The 16,177-nt window shown below is 67.2% G+C and carries 14 protein-coding genes; 5 read left to right on the plus strand and 9 right to left on the minus strand.

All coding sequences use genetic code 11. The annotated features are described in order from the left end of the window. Window positions 1-112: 112 nt before the first annotated feature. From aroE to NP80_RS00660, 9 genes are all read right to left on the minus strand, one after another. Complete coding sequence (gene aroE, locus NP80_RS00620; protein WP_006405473.1) at window positions 113-973, minus strand: shikimate dehydrogenase; 861 nt, start codon at window positions 971-973, stop codon at window positions 113-115. After that, a complete protein-coding gene (locus NP80_RS00625) occupies window positions 973-2,193 on the minus strand; it encodes a CaiB/BaiF CoA transferase family protein (protein ID WP_006409076.1) in 1,221 nt (406 codons plus the stop codon). Before NP80_RS00625 ends, aroE begins: the two co-directional genes overlap by 1 nt. Next, window positions 2,193-2,654: a MaoC family dehydratase gene (locus NP80_RS00630; RefSeq protein WP_006409078.1), complete on the minus strand. Its 462-nt coding sequence runs from the start codon at window positions 2,652-2,654 to the stop codon at window positions 2,193-2,195. The genes NP80_RS00625 and NP80_RS00630 overlap by 1 nt, the downstream gene beginning before the upstream one ends. A 2-nt stretch (window positions 2,655-2,656) precedes the next feature. Further along, window positions 2,657-3,049 (minus strand): VOC family protein, encoded by a 393-nt coding sequence (locus NP80_RS00635; RefSeq protein ID WP_006409077.1) that lies wholly within the window; start codon window positions 3,047-3,049, stop codon window positions 2,657-2,659. Continuing rightward, the gene (locus NP80_RS00640) at window positions 3,046-3,996 is read right to left on the minus strand and encodes a ketopantoate reductase family protein (protein WP_035945912.1); all 951 of its coding nucleotides are present in this window, start codon (window positions 3,994-3,996) and stop codon (window positions 3,046-3,048) included. The genes NP80_RS00635 and NP80_RS00640 overlap by 4 nt, the downstream gene beginning before the upstream one ends. A gap of 230 nt (window positions 3,997-4,226) precedes the next feature. Beyond that, a complete protein-coding gene (tcuC, locus tag NP80_RS00645) occupies window positions 4,227-5,549 on the minus strand; it encodes an MFS transporter (protein ID WP_006405479.1) in 1,323 nt (440 codons plus the stop codon). A 55-nt stretch (window positions 5,550-5,604) separates the two neighbouring features. Next, window positions 5,605-6,819, minus strand: a complete 1,215-nt coding sequence (gene tcuB / locus NP80_RS00650; RefSeq protein WP_006409081.1) for a tricarballylate utilization 4Fe-4S protein TcuB — start codon at window positions 6,817-6,819, stop codon at window positions 5,605-5,607. Then, window positions 6,806-8,215, minus strand: a complete 1,410-nt coding sequence (gene tcuA / locus NP80_RS00655; RefSeq protein WP_006409080.1) for an FAD-dependent tricarballylate dehydrogenase TcuA — start codon at window positions 8,213-8,215, stop codon at window positions 6,806-6,808. Before tcuA ends, tcuB begins: the two co-directional genes overlap by 14 nt. Window positions 8,216-8,278: 63 nt before the next feature. Further along, window positions 8,279-9,232: a LysR family transcriptional regulator gene (locus NP80_RS00660; RefSeq protein WP_006405482.1), complete on the minus strand. Its 954-nt coding sequence runs from the start codon at window positions 9,230-9,232 to the stop codon at window positions 8,279-8,281. A gap of 308 nt (window positions 9,233-9,540) precedes the next feature. Here NP80_RS00660 and NP80_RS00665 point away from each other — a divergent pair, with 308 nt between their 5' ends. The 5 genes from NP80_RS00665 (at window position 9,541) to NP80_RS00685 (ending at window position 16,154) form a co-directional block, all read left to right on the plus strand. Next, on the plus strand, window positions 9,541-10,668 hold the full coding sequence (locus tag NP80_RS00665) for a sigma-54 interaction domain-containing protein (RefSeq protein WP_100085605.1): 1,128 nt from the start codon (window positions 9,541-9,543) through the stop codon (window positions 10,666-10,668). Window positions 10,669-10,941: 273 nt separating this feature from the next. Beyond that, window positions 10,942-12,642 (plus strand): dihydroxyacetone kinase family protein, encoded by a 1,701-nt coding sequence (locus NP80_RS00670; RefSeq protein WP_035488573.1) that lies wholly within the window; start codon window positions 10,942-10,944, stop codon window positions 12,640-12,642. 170 nt (window positions 12,643-12,812) lie between these two features. Further along, window positions 12,813-14,195 (plus strand): MFS transporter, encoded by a 1,383-nt coding sequence (locus tag NP80_RS00675; protein WP_006411412.1) that lies wholly within the window; start codon window positions 12,813-12,815, stop codon window positions 14,193-14,195. Window positions 14,196-14,601: 406 nt separating this feature from the next. Then, window positions 14,602-15,486, plus strand: coding sequence for an RNA polymerase sigma-70 factor (locus tag NP80_RS00680; RefSeq protein ID WP_006411389.1), 885 nt, complete (start codon window positions 14,602-14,604; stop codon window positions 15,484-15,486). A 188-nt stretch (window positions 15,487-15,674) separates the two neighbouring features. Next, window positions 15,675-16,154 carry a carboxymuconolactone decarboxylase family protein gene (locus tag NP80_RS00685; protein WP_006399314.1) on the plus strand — a complete coding sequence of 160 codons (480 nt, stop codon included), beginning with the start codon at window positions 15,675-15,677 and terminating at the stop codon, window positions 16,152-16,154. The last annotated feature ends 23 nt before the right edge of the window (window positions 16,155-16,177 follow it).

A 16,177-nucleotide genomic window follows, 5' to 3' on the forward strand; every position in this document is an offset into this window, starting at 1 on the left:
TGTAGTCATTTCGTTGCGCCTATGCGGCACGTCCGACGAATAGACGCCCGCGGACAGGACTCGACGCCCTGCTTTCCGGATCGCAAGAACATCACACTAATGGCGGTTGCGCTCACTCGGGCGCAGCCTGCTCGTCATGTCGCACGAGCGGAACGGTGAGCCGATCGATCAGCGCACGCGTCTGCGGTCGAACGCCGCGCCACCATGCGAACGCTTCGGCCGCCTGCTCGACGAGCATCCCGACACCATCCGCGATGCCCTGCACACCGGCGCTGCGCGCGAGCTGCAGGAACGGCGTCAAGCCCTTGCCGTAGGCGAGTTCGTAGGCGCTGCCGCTCGCGCTGAATACGCTGGGCGGAACCGGCGGCAGCTGCCCGGTCAGGCTTGCCGAAGTCGCGTTCACGACGAGGTCGAAGCGTCCCATCGATTCGAGGTCCGCATAGCTGCACGCACGCAGCGCGCTACCTGCGCCTGCCTGCTCGACCAGCGCTTGCGCCTTGTCCGGATGTCGGTTGACGATGACGAGTTCGGCGGGGCGCGCGCCGATAAACGGCAGCAACGCGCCGCGCACGGCGCCGCCTGCGCCGAGAATGAGTACGCGCTTGCCGGCCATCGGCTGATGCAGATTGACTTCGATGTCGCGCACGAGGCCGACGCCATCGAAGTTCTCGGCGACGACGCGACCGTTCTCGAACTTCATCGCGTTCACGGCGCCCGCGAGCGTCGCGCGTTCGCTGCGTTCGTCGGCCATCGCAAACGCTCTCAGCTTGAAGGGCGCGGTGACGTTCATGCCCTTGCCACCGGCCGCGATGAAGGCTGTGACCGTGTCGACGAACGCGCCGTCCGGTTCCAGCGGCGCCTCCATCGCGACATACGCGATGTCCTGCCCGGTCTCCTCGGCGAACAGACGGTGGATCAGCGGAGACTTCGTGTGCCCGATCGGATTGCCGATTACCGCATACTGGTCGCTCATCACGCGCTCCTTTTCGAGAACAGCACGCCGTCGGTTTGCATCGCGTCGATTTCCGCTGCACTGAAGCCGAGCGATTGCGCGACCTCCACGTTGTGCTGACCGAGGTCCGGGCCGACTTCGCGAATCGACGTATCGCAATCGGAAAAACGGAACGGCAGGTTCGGCAGACGCAGCGTGCCGAAGCGCGGATGCGCCTGTTCGATCACCATGCCGCGCGCGACGATTTGCGGATCGTTGACGACCTCGTCGATGCGCTGCACCTTCGCGCAAGGAACGTCGACCTCGTCCAGCAGCGCCAGAACGTCGGCCACCGAGCGGCCGGCCACCCACGGCTTCACCACGGCAAGAATGGCTTCGCGATGGGCGTTGCGGCCGTTCAGGTCGTGAAAGCGCGTGTCGGTTCCAAAACCGGCGGGGCCGCCATGCTGCTCGACGACCGCCGCGAACCGCTTCCACGCATCGTCGACTTGCGCGGCGATGACGAGGTCGCCGTCGGCGGCGCGGAAGACGCCGTACAGCGTGGACGTCGGCATGTCGTGGCCGGTCTGCTCGGGAACGACGCCCTGCATCGTGTAGCACTGGACGGCATATTCGTGCATCGACACCAGCGTGTCGTACAGCGCCATGTCGATATGCTGCCCGCGCCCGCTCGCTACGCGGCCGAGCAGCGCCGCGTTGATCGCGGCGACCGCGTGAATGCCGGTGTACATGTCGCCGAGCGAAATGCGCATGAGCGGCGGCGGCTCGCCCGGATTGCCGATCATCTGCATGATGCCGCTCTTCGCTTCGGCGATCAGGCCGAAGCCCGCACGATGCGCGTCGGGCCCCGTGTGGCCGTACGCCGAGATCGAGCAGTAGACGAGCCGCGGATTGCGCGCCGACAACGCCGCGTAGCCGAGACCGAGCTTGTCGAGCGCACCGGGACGATAGTTCTCGATAAACACGTCGGCCGAGTCGCACAGGCGTTGCATGAACGTCTTGCCGCGCGGGTCCTTCATGTCGACGCTGACACCGCGCTTGCCCATGTTGAGCTGCAGAAAATAGGCGCTTTGCTGATCGTCCAGGATCGTCGCGTGCCGGCGCCCGGCGTCGCCGCCGCCGGGGCGCTCGACCTTGATGACTTCTGCGCCGAGCGCGGCGAGGCAGCGGCCGACATACGGGCCGGCAAGAAAGTGGCTGTAATCGACGACGCGAATGCCTTCGAGGGGACGGGCCTGCATCAGTACGCTCCCGGACGACGCGGAATCATCAGACGATGCTCGCCGCGCTGGACGACCTGGCCGTCCTGGTTGATCAGTTCCGACGGCAAAACGACGATGCCCCAGTCGGGCCTGCTCTTGCTGGCGCGCATCGCGCCGACGCGGAACTTGACGTGCAGTACGTCGTTCACCTTGATCGGCAGCAGGAAATCCCAGGTCCAGCCGAGCGACATGCCGGGTACGAAGCGATAGTCGCTTTGCGTCTTCAGGCCGTCCGCGACGGACAAGCCGAACAAGCCATGCGCGACGATGCAGCCGAAGTGGCTCGCGTTCGCGTAGTCCTCATCGACGTGCACGGGCGTGTGATCGCCCGTGAGATCGGCATAGGCGAGAATGCGTTGTTTCGTGACCGTATACGTCGGGCTGATGCATTCGTCGCCTTCCTGCGCATCGTCCCAGTATTTTTCGATGATGCGGCTCATGCTCACGCCTCCGCGCGCGGATCGATCGCCAGCGCCTGTGCGACGCACGTGGCCGGTTTCGCCTGAATGAGTTCGATCGCGAGTCCGTCGGGCAGGCGCAGCCAGTTGCGTCCCTGCGGCATTTCGGTCACGCCGAATGCCTGCGCCGCCGCGATGGCCGCGTCGAGCTCTTCGCACATCACGCCGAGGTGCGCGAGCCGACCCTCCGGTCCGTCGTAATGCGGCTCGCTGATGAATTGCAGACCGCCGAGCGTCCAGTATTGACGCGGCGCTTCCCGGCTGCCGTCGACTTCGCGCATGGTCATGCCGAGCACTTCCTCGAAGAAGCGGATATGCCAATGGATGTCCTTCACCCGGATGGCGACGTGCTCGAGATAGGCTTTCGCGGCGCTCATGCCGAGACCTCCTCTTTCTGGCGATCGATCATGGCGCGTTCAATCCCCTTGATGCAGGCGACAAGCGTCGCATTGACGGGCGTCGGCACGCCGAGCCGTTCGCCCCAGCGCACCACGGCGCCGTTGATGAAGTCGATTTCGGTGATCGACGCTTTCTCGAGGCTTTGCAGCATCGACGTCTTGAACGCGGCCGGAAGGCCTTCGGCGGCCATGTTCCACGCATCTTCCGCTGCGGCGATGGACAGCCTGACACCGGCGGCTTTGGCCGCGGCCATTGCTTCTTCGATCGCCGCAAGCGCCGTCGCCTTGAGGACGGGCTCGTCGTAAAGCTGACCGTAGGTCAGGCGCGTGATGCCGGTGATCGCGCCGGTCGCGACATTGATCAGCAGCTTGTCCCACATCGTGCCGAGGATGTTGTCGCTGACGCGCGTGGTCAAACCTGCGCCGTTGAACGCGTCCGCGACCGCTTGCACACGGGCCGTGATCCGGCCGTCGAGTTCGCCGACGATCGTGAGCTTGCCCGCGACGCCGCTCTGAATCTGGCCCGGCGCGCGCAATACGCCGCCCACGTAGGTTTTGCCCGCGAGCACGCGCTCTCGTCCGACGATTTCGGCGAGCACGTCTTCATGACCGAGGCCGTTTTGCAGCGACAGAACGACGGTCTCCGGCCCGACGAGCGCGAGCGCGCCGCGCATCGCCGCATCGGTATGGAACGACTTGACCAGCACGATCACGAGATCGACCGTGCCGACTTCGGCGGGATCCATCGTCGCGCGAACCTTGACGCGCCGCGTGCCGCGCTCGTCGTCGATCTGCAGCCCGTCGCGCGACATGGCCGCGACATGCGCGGCAAACCGGTCGACGAGCCATGTCTCGTGACCGGCTTCGGTCAGCGTGGCACCGATGGCGCAGCCCAGCGCGCCGGCGCCCAAAAATGCGATCTTCATCAACGTCTCCTTGAATGGAGACCACGATACGGCGCGCGACACATGTCGGCAATGCAATGAATTCAATGGCGCCATTGCGGATCGCAATATTGAGTCGACACGGACATAGCACTGCCGTAGCGCGCACGCCGTTTTGCGAGCCGCTGGCGCTCGCCGCCACGCCGCCCAAAAAGCGACAAGCCCGGCGCGAAGCCGGGCTTGTCGCGTGTTCGAACCTGACGTCCCAATGTCTATCCCGCCGACGAAGCGGCCGACTCGCCACTGTCCGCGCGCCGCCGGTACAGCGCCAGCGTCGCGCCGAGCCCGCAGAGCGCGGCGAAACTCAGCCAGTAGCCCGGCGCTGCCTTGTCATGCAGCGCCTGGATCAGATACGTCGACACGGCCGGCGTAAACCCGCCGAACAAGGCGGTCGCCAGACTGAACGCCAGCGAGAACCCGGCGACGCGTACTTCGACCGGCATCACTTCCGTCAGCGCGGCGACCATCGCGCCGTTATACATGCCGAAAAAGAACGAGAACCACAGCAGCACGATCAGCATGCGCGCGAAGCTCGGCGCATCGGCGAGCCAGAACAGCGCCGGATAGGCCGTGAAGATCGCGAGCACGGAAATCGCGACGAGCAGCGGCTTGCGGCCGATGCGGTCCGAGATCGCGCCGCCGATCGGCAGCCAGACGAAATTCGACGCGGCCACGAGCAGCGTCACCATCAGGCTGTCCGACGTGGACAGCTTCAGCACCGATCTGCCGAAGGTCGGCGTATAGACGGTGATGAGATAAAACGTCGTGGTCGTCATCGCTGTCAGCAGCATGCCGCCGACGACGGTCCGCCAGTTGCCGAGCAGCATCGCGAAGATCTCGCGTGCCTGCGGATGGTGCCGCCGCGCTTGGAACGCCGCGGTCTCCTGCAGCGAGCGCCGCAGCAAGAACAGAAACGGCACGATCGCACAGCCGATGAAAAACGGCACGCGCCAGCCCCATGCGCCGATCTGCTGCGCCGACAGCCACTGGTTCAGCCCGTAACCGATGGCCGCCGCCATCACGATCGCGACCTGCTGGCTCGCCGATTGCCAGCTCGTGTAAAAACCCTTGTTGCCGGGCGTGGCCATTTCCGCGAGATAAACCGACACGCCGCCGAGCTCGGCCCCCGCGGAGAATCCTTGCAGCAGCCGCCCGAGCAGCACCAGCGCCGGCGCGAGCAGGCCGATGCTCGCGTAGCCCGGCACGCACGCGATCAGGATGGTGCCGCTCGCCATGATCGAGAGCGTGACGATCAGGCCGGTGCGCCGCCCGACCTTGTCGATATACGCGCCGAGAAAGATCGCGCCGAGCGGACGCATCAGGAACCCGGCGCCGAATACCGCGAACGTGAGCATCAGCGACGCGAACTCGCTGTCCGACGGAAAAAAGATCTTCGAGATCGATGTCGCATAGAAGCCGAACAGAAAGAAATCGAACTGTTCGATGAAATTGCCGCTGGTCACGCGCAGCACGGCGGCGGCCCGCGTCATCGGCGAAACGCCGGACGTCGCGGCAATGGGTTCGGTACGGCTCATGGTGTCTCCTGCCTATTGTGTTTTGTGGCGATGGGCGCCGGCGGCGCCCGTGACGCTAGTCGGCGCCGACGCTCGACGCGTTGCGTTGCCGCTTCTCGATCGACGATTTGAGCAAGGCGGCCGAGCGGAAAATGCCGTGCGCGAACTTGCCGTAAGGCAGCGTCGCGAATAGCGCGATCACGATGCCGAGATGGACGGCGAGCAGCGAAGGCATCGCGGCAGTCGTACGACCGGCGAGCAATGCGAGACCGGATGCACTGGTCAGCAACAGCAGCGCGATGAAGCCGCGGTCCATCGGACGCTGACGCGGATCGCCGCGCTCCGGCGCGCGTGTCAGGTTCAGCCAAAGCAGCCCTGCCGGCCCCGCGATCAGTCCGACGCCGCCCGCCGTTCCGAGCAGCACCGGCGCACTGAAAAACGGATACGGCGCTTCCAGACCGAACGCGTAGTGATAAAGCGTGACGATCGCCGTTGCCGCGAAGCACATCATGAAGCCGTAGAACGTCAGGTGATGGAAACGGCGCCGGGCCAGCGTGAACGCATCGTCCCGTTCGTTGCAGCCCTCGCCGTGGCCGCCGTCGAGGTACTTGAGCGTCAGCGCGTTCTTCGCCGCTTCCGCCACCGCCGGCGCGCTCGCGCGTGTCGTTCCCGCCGACACGTCGCGCCAGAAGCGCGTGACGCCCACGCCGAGCGCGACCATGGCGAACACAAATACGCTGCCGAACATCGCGGCGAGCAGCGTGTGCGGAAAGACCGCGTAGAAGTTCGCAGGCCCGACGTCGCGCGACAGGCCGCCGTGCAATGCGGTGCCGAGCAGCAGAAACAGCGCGAGCCCGGCCGCGAGTGCAACCGACAGCGTCAGACCGTTGCGCTTGTACAGCGCACCGAACGCCGCAGGAAACGCGTACTCGGTGTAGGTGTCGAGCCGGACTTCGGCCATCGCTTTCGGCACGTTCACGGCGAATTCGTGCGGTGGCGCGTATTGGCACGCGTGATAGCACGCACCGCAGTTGTGGCACAGATTCGCGAGATAGTTGACGTCCGCCTTGCCGAATTCGAGCCGGCGCGTCATCGCGGGGAACACGGCGCAAAAACCTTCGCAATAGCGGCATGCGTTGCAGATCTGCATCTGGCGCGCCACTTCGGTTTCGCTCGCGCTCATCGGCACGATCGGGATCACGCGTGCCGCGCCGCCGTGCGAAGTTTTTTGGGTATCGACCGGCGACGCCGTGTGCGTGCGTTCGGTCGCGAGTGCGTCAGGCTGCTGCACGGCTTGCCTCCGTTGTCTTGAGTGCCGCACGTGCAGCCTGCGTCCCGGCGATGCGCCCGAAGGCCGTGCCGATCGACATGCCGACGCCGGCCGTATAGCCCTTGCCGAGCACGTTGCCGGCCATCATTTCGCCGGCGACGAACAGGTTTTCGCTGGCTTCGCCGCCGAAGTGGACCTGCGCGCGCTCGTTCGTCTTCAGGCCGAGATAGGTGAACGTAATGCCCGGCCGCAACGCATAACCGTAGAACGGCGGCGTATCGATGCGGCGCGCCCAGTGCGTCTTCGGCGGCGTGAGGCCTTCGGTGTGGCAGTCGTCGAGCGCCGTGTGATCGAACGTGCCGACGCGGCACGCGTCGTTGTAGCGCGTCAGCGTGTCGACGAAGCGCCGTTCGGGCAGGCCCAGCTTGCGTGCGAGTTCCGGCAGCGTGTCCGCCTTTTCGCCGGGAAACACCGGCGGCATGAAACGGCCGATCGCTTTCGAATCGATGATCGAATAGCCGATCTGCTCGGGCTGCTGCGCAACGAGCCGCCCCCAGATCGCATAGCGCTTCGGCCAGAAATCCTCGCCTTCGTCGTAGAAGCGCTCGGCGTCGCGATTCACGACGACGCCGAGCGACACGCAGTCGATGCGCGTACAGATGCCGCCGTCATACAGCGGCGCGCGCGCATCGATGGCGACGCAGTGCGACTGCGACGGATCGCCGATCATGTCGGCCCCGGCGTCGCGCATATGCTTGAGGAGCACGCCCTGGTTGAAGCGTGTGCCGCGAATCAGGAAGTTGTCGGCCGGCCATTCGCCGCGCGCGTTCTGCCCCCACGCGTCGCGCAGCCATTCGCGGTTCGATTCGAAGCCGCCCGCGGCGAGGACGCAGGCATGCGCCTCGAAGCGCCGGCTGCCGCTGCGCGCCGCGACGAAACGGCTGCCGTCGAGCTCGATCGCATCGACCGGCGTGTCGTACCGGACCTCGACGCCGAGCGCTTCGGCGCTGCGGTAATACGCGTTGACGAGCGCCTTGCCGCCGCCCATGAAGAACGCGTTCGTGCGTGCGACGTGAAGCGCACCGGACAGCGGCGGCTGAAAGCGCACGCCGTGCTTCTGCATCCACGGCCGGCACGACGACGACGCGCGGATCGTCAGCCGCGCCAGATGTTCGTTCGTGATGCCGCCGGTCACCTTCAGCAGGTCCTGCCAGAATTCCTCTTCCGGATAGGCATCGACGAGCACGTCTTGCGGCGCATCGTGCATGCAGCGCAGATTGCGCGTGTGTTGCGAGTTGCCGCCGCGCCATTCGCGCGGCGCGGCTTCGAGAAGCAGGACCGACGCGCCCGCTTCGCGCGCCATCAATGCCGCACACAGGGCAGCATTCCCTCCTCCGATTACGAGCACATCGACCATCAGACTTGCCTCCTTTCGGACAAATCGTAGGGATCGCGTGCCCGCTGCGCTATCAGGCGGCCGTCAACGGGTCTTCACTTTTTGTGAAGAGTCGGTTTCGCGCAGCCGCGCACCGGGCCAGCGGCCTTCATGCACGAGTTGACGCGCGACATCGGCAAGGACCACGCGCGCGGCGAGCCCGGCCGGAGACAGTTCGTCATCGGAAATGCTTGCGATGAGGTTGGGCCGCCTCGCGTATTTCTCCGCGACGGGCACGCTCGTCAGCGTCGCGTTCTCGCGTCTGGCGAGTGCTGCGCCCGGCTGTATGGTCGCCCCGATGCCGGTGCGGACGATGTCCATCAGCAGCGCGAGGCCGTCGACTTCGGCGACGATGTTCGGCTCGTATTCGGCGCGCTTGAACGCCGACGAAAGCAGCGAACGCAGCCCGTGCGTACCGCTGGGCAGAATGAGCGGCAGCTTGCCGAGATCGGTCAGCCGGATCGATCCGCGTGTCGGCATTCCGTCGAGATCGGCCGCGCCGATCAGGAACAGCCGCTCGTCGAGCAGCGGCTGCACGCTCCAGCGTTGCGCGGATTCTTCGCGAAACAGCACGGCGAGATCGATCTGGCGCGCGCTCAGCATCGACGCGAGATGACCGGACAGACTTTCGACGAGATGAAGCCGCACATCGGGATAGCGTGCGCGCATTGCCTGCATGAACGCCACGCCGAGCACGCTCGCCGTGCTCGGCGCCATGCCGACGCTGACATGGCCGGACAGACGCGCCGAGCGCGCGGCGAGCGCCGCGTCGTCGATATGACGCAGCGCGAGTTGCGCCTGACGCCAGAACGCCAGCCCTGCGTCGGTCGGAATGACGCCGCCCGACGTGCGCTGTAGCAAACGCGTGGACAGTTCGCCTTCGAGTCGGCTGATCTGCTGACTCAGCGCCGAGGTCACCACGCCGAGTTCCAGCGCGGCCTTGCCCATGCTGCCGTGTTCGACGACGCTGAGAAAATAACGTAGTTGTCTGAGTTCCATTCCGCGATCGGACAGGGGATGACGCGCGTATTCTGACAGAACGTCGACGACGGTCTTTCGCGTGGCGCGCGGCCGACTTTGCGGCGCGGCGTTGGCGCTGCAAGCGGCGCAGCGGCGAAAGCAACGCTTCGAACCGCATCGGCACGCCCGCGCCGCTGCGCAAGCTCGCGACTTTGCTTATCAGAAATCGATGTTTCCCGTGCGGCGCGAATCGATCGACACTTTGCTGCTCAGGCAGCACCGCGGCAGCAACGCGGCAGCAATGCGTGCTGGCGTGCGCCCTTCCGTTCAACGACGCGTTTCGATTCATGAACCGTTTTCTCCCCGATCCATGGCCGAGCGGTGCGGACCTCGCCGCCGCCGACCGCGACGCCGATTCCGGTACCGCCGAGCGATCGCACACGGGCGCGTCGGCGTCCGCTTCATCGATCCGCGCGAACGCCGGCGTATTCGCCGATCCGCGCTCGCACGCGCTGCTCGAGCGGATCCGCGCGGTCGCACCGAGCGACGCGAACGTGCTGATCGTCGGCGAAACGGGCACCGGCAAGGAGCTGGTCGCGCGTCGCCTGCACCAGGCGAGCCGTCGTCGCGACGGCCCGTTCGTCGCGGTGAACTGCGGCGCGTTGTCGACGACGCTCGTCGAAAGCGAATTGTTCGGTCACGAGAAAGGCGCGTTTACCGGCGCGTTCGGCGCGAAGGCCGGCTGGTTCGAAACCGCCGACGGCGGCACGCTGTTTCTCGACGAAATCGGCGACCTGCCGCTGCCGATGCAGGTCAAGCTGCTGCGCGTGCTGCAGGAGCGCGAAGTCGTGCGCGTCGGTGCACGGGCCGGCATTCCGATCGACGTGCGCGTCGTCGCCGCGACGAACGTCGATCTGCAGCAAGCGGTTGCGGCCGGTCATTTCCGCGGCGACCTCTTTTACCGGCTCGCCGTCGTGCAACTCGCGGTGCCGCCGCTGCGCGAGCGGCCGGCCGACATCCTGCCGCTCGCGCGCCATTTCGTCGACGACTACCGCCGCCGTCTCGGCTACGGGCCGCGCGGCATCGACGCGCGCGCCGCACGCGCGCTCGAATCGTATGACTGGCCCGGCAACGTCCGCGAGCTGGAAAACGTCATCCATCATGCGTTGCTCGTGAGCCGCCACGAGACGCTGCAGCACGCCGACCTGACGTTCGCCTCGGCCGGCACGGCCGCTGCGGCACCACATCGAGACGAGCCGTGTGCGGGCGCGCAGGCCGCACTCGAAGCCGCGCTGCACGCGCTGTTCGACGAAGGTCACGGCCGACTGTACGAACGCATCGAGGACACCGTGATGCGCGTCGCGTTCGAGTTCAGTCACCGCAATCAGCTTCAGGCCGCGCGCTTGCTCGGCATCAGCCGCAACGTGCTGCGCGCGAGATTGATCCGCGCAAACGAAATCGCCGCGTTGAAGTAAGCGCGCTTCGGTGCCTGACGACCGGGCCCATCCGCTCGCGGCCGGCGCTCGGGCCGCGAACCCGCTCGCGCGCGGCGCTCGGGCCGCGAGCGCGCGCCGCCCGTGGAGCGGCGTGCCGACCTGATGTATCGTGGCACCGAAGCGCGCACCGGCGAGATCCATGGCACCGCCGCACGCCACCGCCGCCACGGCGCGCGCATTCCCGCAACCCGACAGCCCGAGGCGCCGGATCGGTTCGGCCCGCGGGCTTTCATCTGCCCGGAAACCGTCGCCATGAAAAAACTCGTGAACCGTCCGTCCGACGTCGTGCGTGAAATGCTCGAAGGCATCGCGCGACAGTCGCCGCATCTCGCGATGCTCGGCGGCGAGCACGTGCTCGTCCGCCGCCCGCTGCCCGAACCGTCGCAGCGCACGGTCGCAGTGCTGTCGGGCGGCGGCAGCGGGCACGAGCCTGCGCACGGCGGCTATGTCGGCGACGGAATGCTCAGTGCGGCCGTGTGCGGCGAAGTGTTCACGTCGCCGTCCACCGACGCGGTACTCGCCGCGATCCGCGCGACAGCGGGCCCGAACGGCGCGCTGCTCGTCGTGAAGAACTACACCGGCGACCGGCTCAACTTCGGTCTGGCAGCCGAACTCGCGCGCGCGGAAGGCATTCCGGTCGAGACCGTGATCGTCGCGGACGACGTATCGCTGCGCGGCCGCGTCGAGCGCGCGCAGCGGCGCGGCATCGCGGGCACCGTGCTGATCCACAAGCTCGCGGGCGCGGCGGCCGCGCGCGGGCTGTCGCTGCCGCGCGTCGCGGCGATCGCGCGCGATGCGGCCGCCGATCTCGGCACGATGGGCGTCGCGCTCGACGGCTGCACGCTGCCGGGCGCCGACCAGTCCGGATTCAGTCTCGCCGACGACGAAATCGAGCTCGGTCTCGGCATTCACGGAGAAAAAGGCGTCGAACGCACGGCGCCGCTGCCGGCCGACGCGCTCGCCGACACGCTGCTGTCGGCGATCGTCGCCGACCTCGTGCTCGATCGCGGCGAACGCGTCGCGCTGCTCGTCAACGGTCTCGGCGCGACGCCCGACATGGAGCTTGCGATCGTGCTGCGCGCCGCCTACGAAAACCTGAGCCGTCGCGGCATCGCGGTCGAGCGCGCGTGGGCCGGCACGTTCCTGTCGGCGCTGAACATGCCCGGCTGTTCGATCTCGGTGCTGCGGCTCAACGACGAACGGGCGGCGCTGCTCGACGCACCGACGCAGGCGCGCGCGTGGCCCGGCGGCGGCGCTGTCAACGCGCAGATCCGCGTCGCCGCCGCGGCACCGCAGGAACCGTCGCCGCCGCCGCTCGACGCGGCGGGCCGCGCGTGGGCCGAGCGGCTGCGCCCGGCGCTGCACGCGGTCGCGCACACGCTGATCGACCACGAAGCGACGCTGACCGAGCTCGATGCCGCCGCAGGCGACGGCGACCTCGGCGCAAGCATGCATCGTGCCGCCGACGCGATGCTCGCGTTGCCCGAAGCCGCGTATGCGACGCCGGCCGATGCGCTCGCCGCGCTCGGCGCCGCACTGCGCCGCGCGATCGCGGGCAGCTCGGGCCCGTTCTACGCGACCGCGCTGCTGCGCGCATCGCGGCGCCTCGCCGGCGTCGCGCAGCCGTCGGCACGCGACTGGGCCGCGGCATTGCGCAGCGCGGTCGATGCGATCGCCGAGCTCGGCGGCGCCGGTGCCGGCGACAGAACGATGCTCGACGCGCTGGTGCCGGCCGCCGCCGCGTTCGACCGTGCACTCGACGACGGCCGCGACAGCGCCGACGCGTGGGCGGCCGCCGTCGACGCCGCCGAACGCGGTGCGCAGGACACCGCGCGCATGACGCCGCGCGCCGGCCGTGCGAGCTACCTCGGCGAACGCGCGATCGGCACGCCCGACGGCGGCGCGGTCGCCGTCGCGTACTGGCTGCGCGCGCTGCTGCCGCACGTCCGATAACGCGGCGTGTCATGGCCGCGGGTCGCCGGCGAGCGGCCCGCGCGGGTCTTCGGCACGGGGAAAACCCCAATCCCGACATCGTCCTATGACATCGGGCATGGCAAATTGGCGGGATTACTTTGAACCTCGTCGGCGCCCGCCCGGGCGCATGCTGCCAACGAGGATCCCTTATGCGATACGTGCCATCGTGGACTTCCGTCTCCGCGCCGTCCGTCCCGGACGATACGGTTTCCCATCGCGGCGACGAGCCGCACAGCCTGCCGCGCGTCGCGATCGCGGCCGCCGCGCTCGGTAACGCGACCGAATGGTTCGATTACGGCATATACGCGTACGGACTCGCGTATATTTCCGCTGCGCTGTTTCCCGGCAACACGGCCAGTGCGACGCTGTTCGCGCTCGGCACGTTTGCGATTTCGTTCCTGATCCGCCCGCTCGGCGGCCTGTTCTGGGGCCCGCTCGGCGACCGGCTCGGCCGCAAGCGCGTGCTTGCGCTGACCGTGCTCACGATGTCGGGCGCGACGCTGCTCGTCGGCCTCCTGCCGACCTACGCGACGGCCGGTTGGCTCGCCCCGGCCGCGCTGATCCTGCTGCGCATGGTGCAGGGTTTTTCGACCGGCGGCGAATACGGCGGCGCAGCGACGTTCATCGCCGAATACGCGCCCGACTCGCGGCGCGGGCTGTGCGGCAGCTTTCTCGAATTCGCGACGCTGGCCGGCTTCTCGCTCGGCGCGCTGCTGATGCTCGGCTTCGCGCTGCTGCTCGGCGACACGGCGATGCATGCCTGGGGCTGGCGCCTGCCGTTCCTCGTCGCGGCGCCGCTCGGTCTCGTCGGCTTCTATTTGCGCTCGCGTCTGGAAGAAACGCCGGTGTTTCGCGAACTCGAGGAGCAGGCGCACCGCCGCGAACAGGCCGCGCCGGCCGCGATGCCGATCGGCCGCCTGCTGGTTCGCTATGCGCGGCCGTTGCTGCTGCTCGGCGGGCTCGTCGTCGCGCTGAACGTCGTCAACTACGTGCTGCTCGCCTATATGCCGACGTACATGCACAAGGAGCTCGGCGTCAGCGAGAACATGTCGCTGCTGATCCCGCTGATCGGGATGCTCGCGATGATGGTGCTGCTGCCGTTCGCGGGCTGGCTGTCGGATCGCGTCGGCCGCAAGACGATGTGGTGGATCTCGCTCGTCGGCCTGTTCGTCGCCGCCGTGCCGATGTTTACGTTGATGACGCATGGCGTGCTCGGTGCGTTCATCGGCTTCGCGGTGCTCGGCGTGCTCTACGTACCGCAGCTCGCGACGATTTCCGCGATGTTTCCGGCGATGTTCCCGACGCACGTCCGCTACGCCGGCATGGCGATCGCCTACAACGTGTCGACGTCGCTGTTCGGCGGCACCGCGCCGATCGTCAACGACTGGCTGATCGCGCGAACCGGCAATGCGCTGATTCCCGCCTATTACATGATGGCCGCGTGCGCGGTCGGTCTGGTGGCGCTGGTCGCTGTGATCGAGACGCGCGGATGTTCGTTGCGCGGCGATACGGTGCCGGGACAGGCACGTTGAGGTGCTGCGACGCGAGCGTGCGTCGGTGACGATGAACCGAACCCGGCTGCGGCCGGGTTCGTCGTTTCAGGGTTCATCGCGGGCGGCATCGATGTGACAACAAACGCTCTCTCCGCGACCTCCGAGCCCGTTGTACACTTGGCCAGTCCCGCATTGCACATCACGACGAAGGCTCTCTACCTTGACCGAAAATGCCTCGGTAGAAGCCACCGTCGGCATGACTGCAAGACGTGCACCGAATTCCTTTTTCACTTCGCATTTGGCCGCAGACAGCGGCCGATCCGGATCCTTGGCCCGTCCACCGACATGCGCTCGCCGTTCCCGTTGCAGGCTCACGTCCATTTGATGAATCGGCTCGCCGCTCGCGCGCCGACGCGTCGGCGCATATGCGACTGCAAGGTGTCACATGAATGACGACGCGCTGACCTTCGACGCGCTTCGCCCGCGCCTGCAGAAGATCGCGTACCGCATGCTCGGCTCCGTCGCGGATGCCGAGGACATCGTGCAGGACGTGTGGCTGCGCTGGCACGAGGCGACGGGCGAGGCGATCGAGAACGCCGAGGCGTGGCTTGTCACGGTGACGACGCGGCTGTCGATCGACCGACTGCGGACGGCCAAGAGCCGGCGCGAGCAATACCCCGGCATTTGGCTGCCGGAACCGGAACTCGGAGATTCGCCCGCGACGCCGGAAGAATTGACGGAGCGCGCGAACGACGTATCGGTCGCGTTTCTGATGCTGCTCGAACGACTGACGCCCGAGGCGCGTGCGGCCTTCCTTCTCCACGAAATCTTCGACGTCGACTACGAGCAAATCGCGAAGGTGATCGGCAAGACCGAAGCGGCCTGCCGACAGCTGGTCAGCCGGGCGCGGGCGCAACTGCGCGACGAGCGCCGGCCGGGCCGAGCCGTCCCGCGCGCGACGCACCTCCAGTTGCTGCAGACGTTCTCGCGAGCTGCCGCGCAAGGCGACTTCCCGTCGATCCAGGCGCTGCTCGCCGAAGATGCAATGCTGATCGGCGACGGCGGCGGCAAGGTGCAGAGCTTCCCGAAGCCGATGCTCGGCGGCCGGCGTATCGCTCAGCTGTTCTACGCGGCGTGGCTGCGCTACGGCAGCGGTGTCGAGATGCGGCCGGTGGTGCTGAACGGTCAGTGGGCCATGCTGCGCTTCATCGTCGGACAGCTTGAATCGGCAATGGCGTTCGAGACGGACGGCACGCGCATTGTCCGGATCCTCGTGCAGCGCAATCCGGACAAACTGGCGCGCATCGCGGCCGTCCACCCCGCCGCGTGACGGCGGACGATCGGCGATCGGGCGTGGGCCACCCTACGCCGATTGATGCAGCCGACGCAACACGATGCGTCCCTTCCCGTACCTTCCGCACCCGGCGGCGCACTCCTAAGATGACTTCGCGCGGCTCACTGCCGCTCGCGGCACCCGCGCAGCGCGGGTGATCCCCCTCTTCATCGCCAGGAGCCGTCATGACGCAGCGTCTCAACTACGTTCAGCAATCGCCTGAACTGTTCAAGAAATTTATCGAGCTCAGCAACCTGCTGCGCAGCAGCACGATCGAGGAATCGATCCGCGACCTGGTGTCGATCCGGGCGTCGCAGATGAACGGCTGTGCCTTTTGCCTCGACATGCACGTAAAGGAGGCCCGCCTTCATGGCGAGCGCGAACTGCGCGTGCACCATCTCGCGACATGGCGCGAATCGACGCTTTTCTCGCCGCGCGAGCGAGCGGCGCTCGCATGGACCGAGGCGCTGACGAAACTCGGTGAACACGGCGTCCCGGACGACGTCTACGACCGCGTGCGCGGCCAGCTATCCGAAAAGGAATTGTCGGATCTGACGTTCGAGGTGATGGCCATCAACGGCTGGAACCGCGCGAACGTGGCGTTCCGGACCGTGCCCGGTTCGTCGGACAAGGCCTTCGGCCTCGACAAGGCGAATCTCGCCTGAGCCTCGGGCCTGCCGTTTCGTCC

This window comes from Burkholderia multivorans ATCC BAA-247 (genome assembly GCF_000959525.1).
In the GTDB taxonomy this organism is placed as follows: Bacteria; Pseudomonadota; Gammaproteobacteria; order Burkholderiales; family Burkholderiaceae; genus Burkholderia; species Burkholderia multivorans.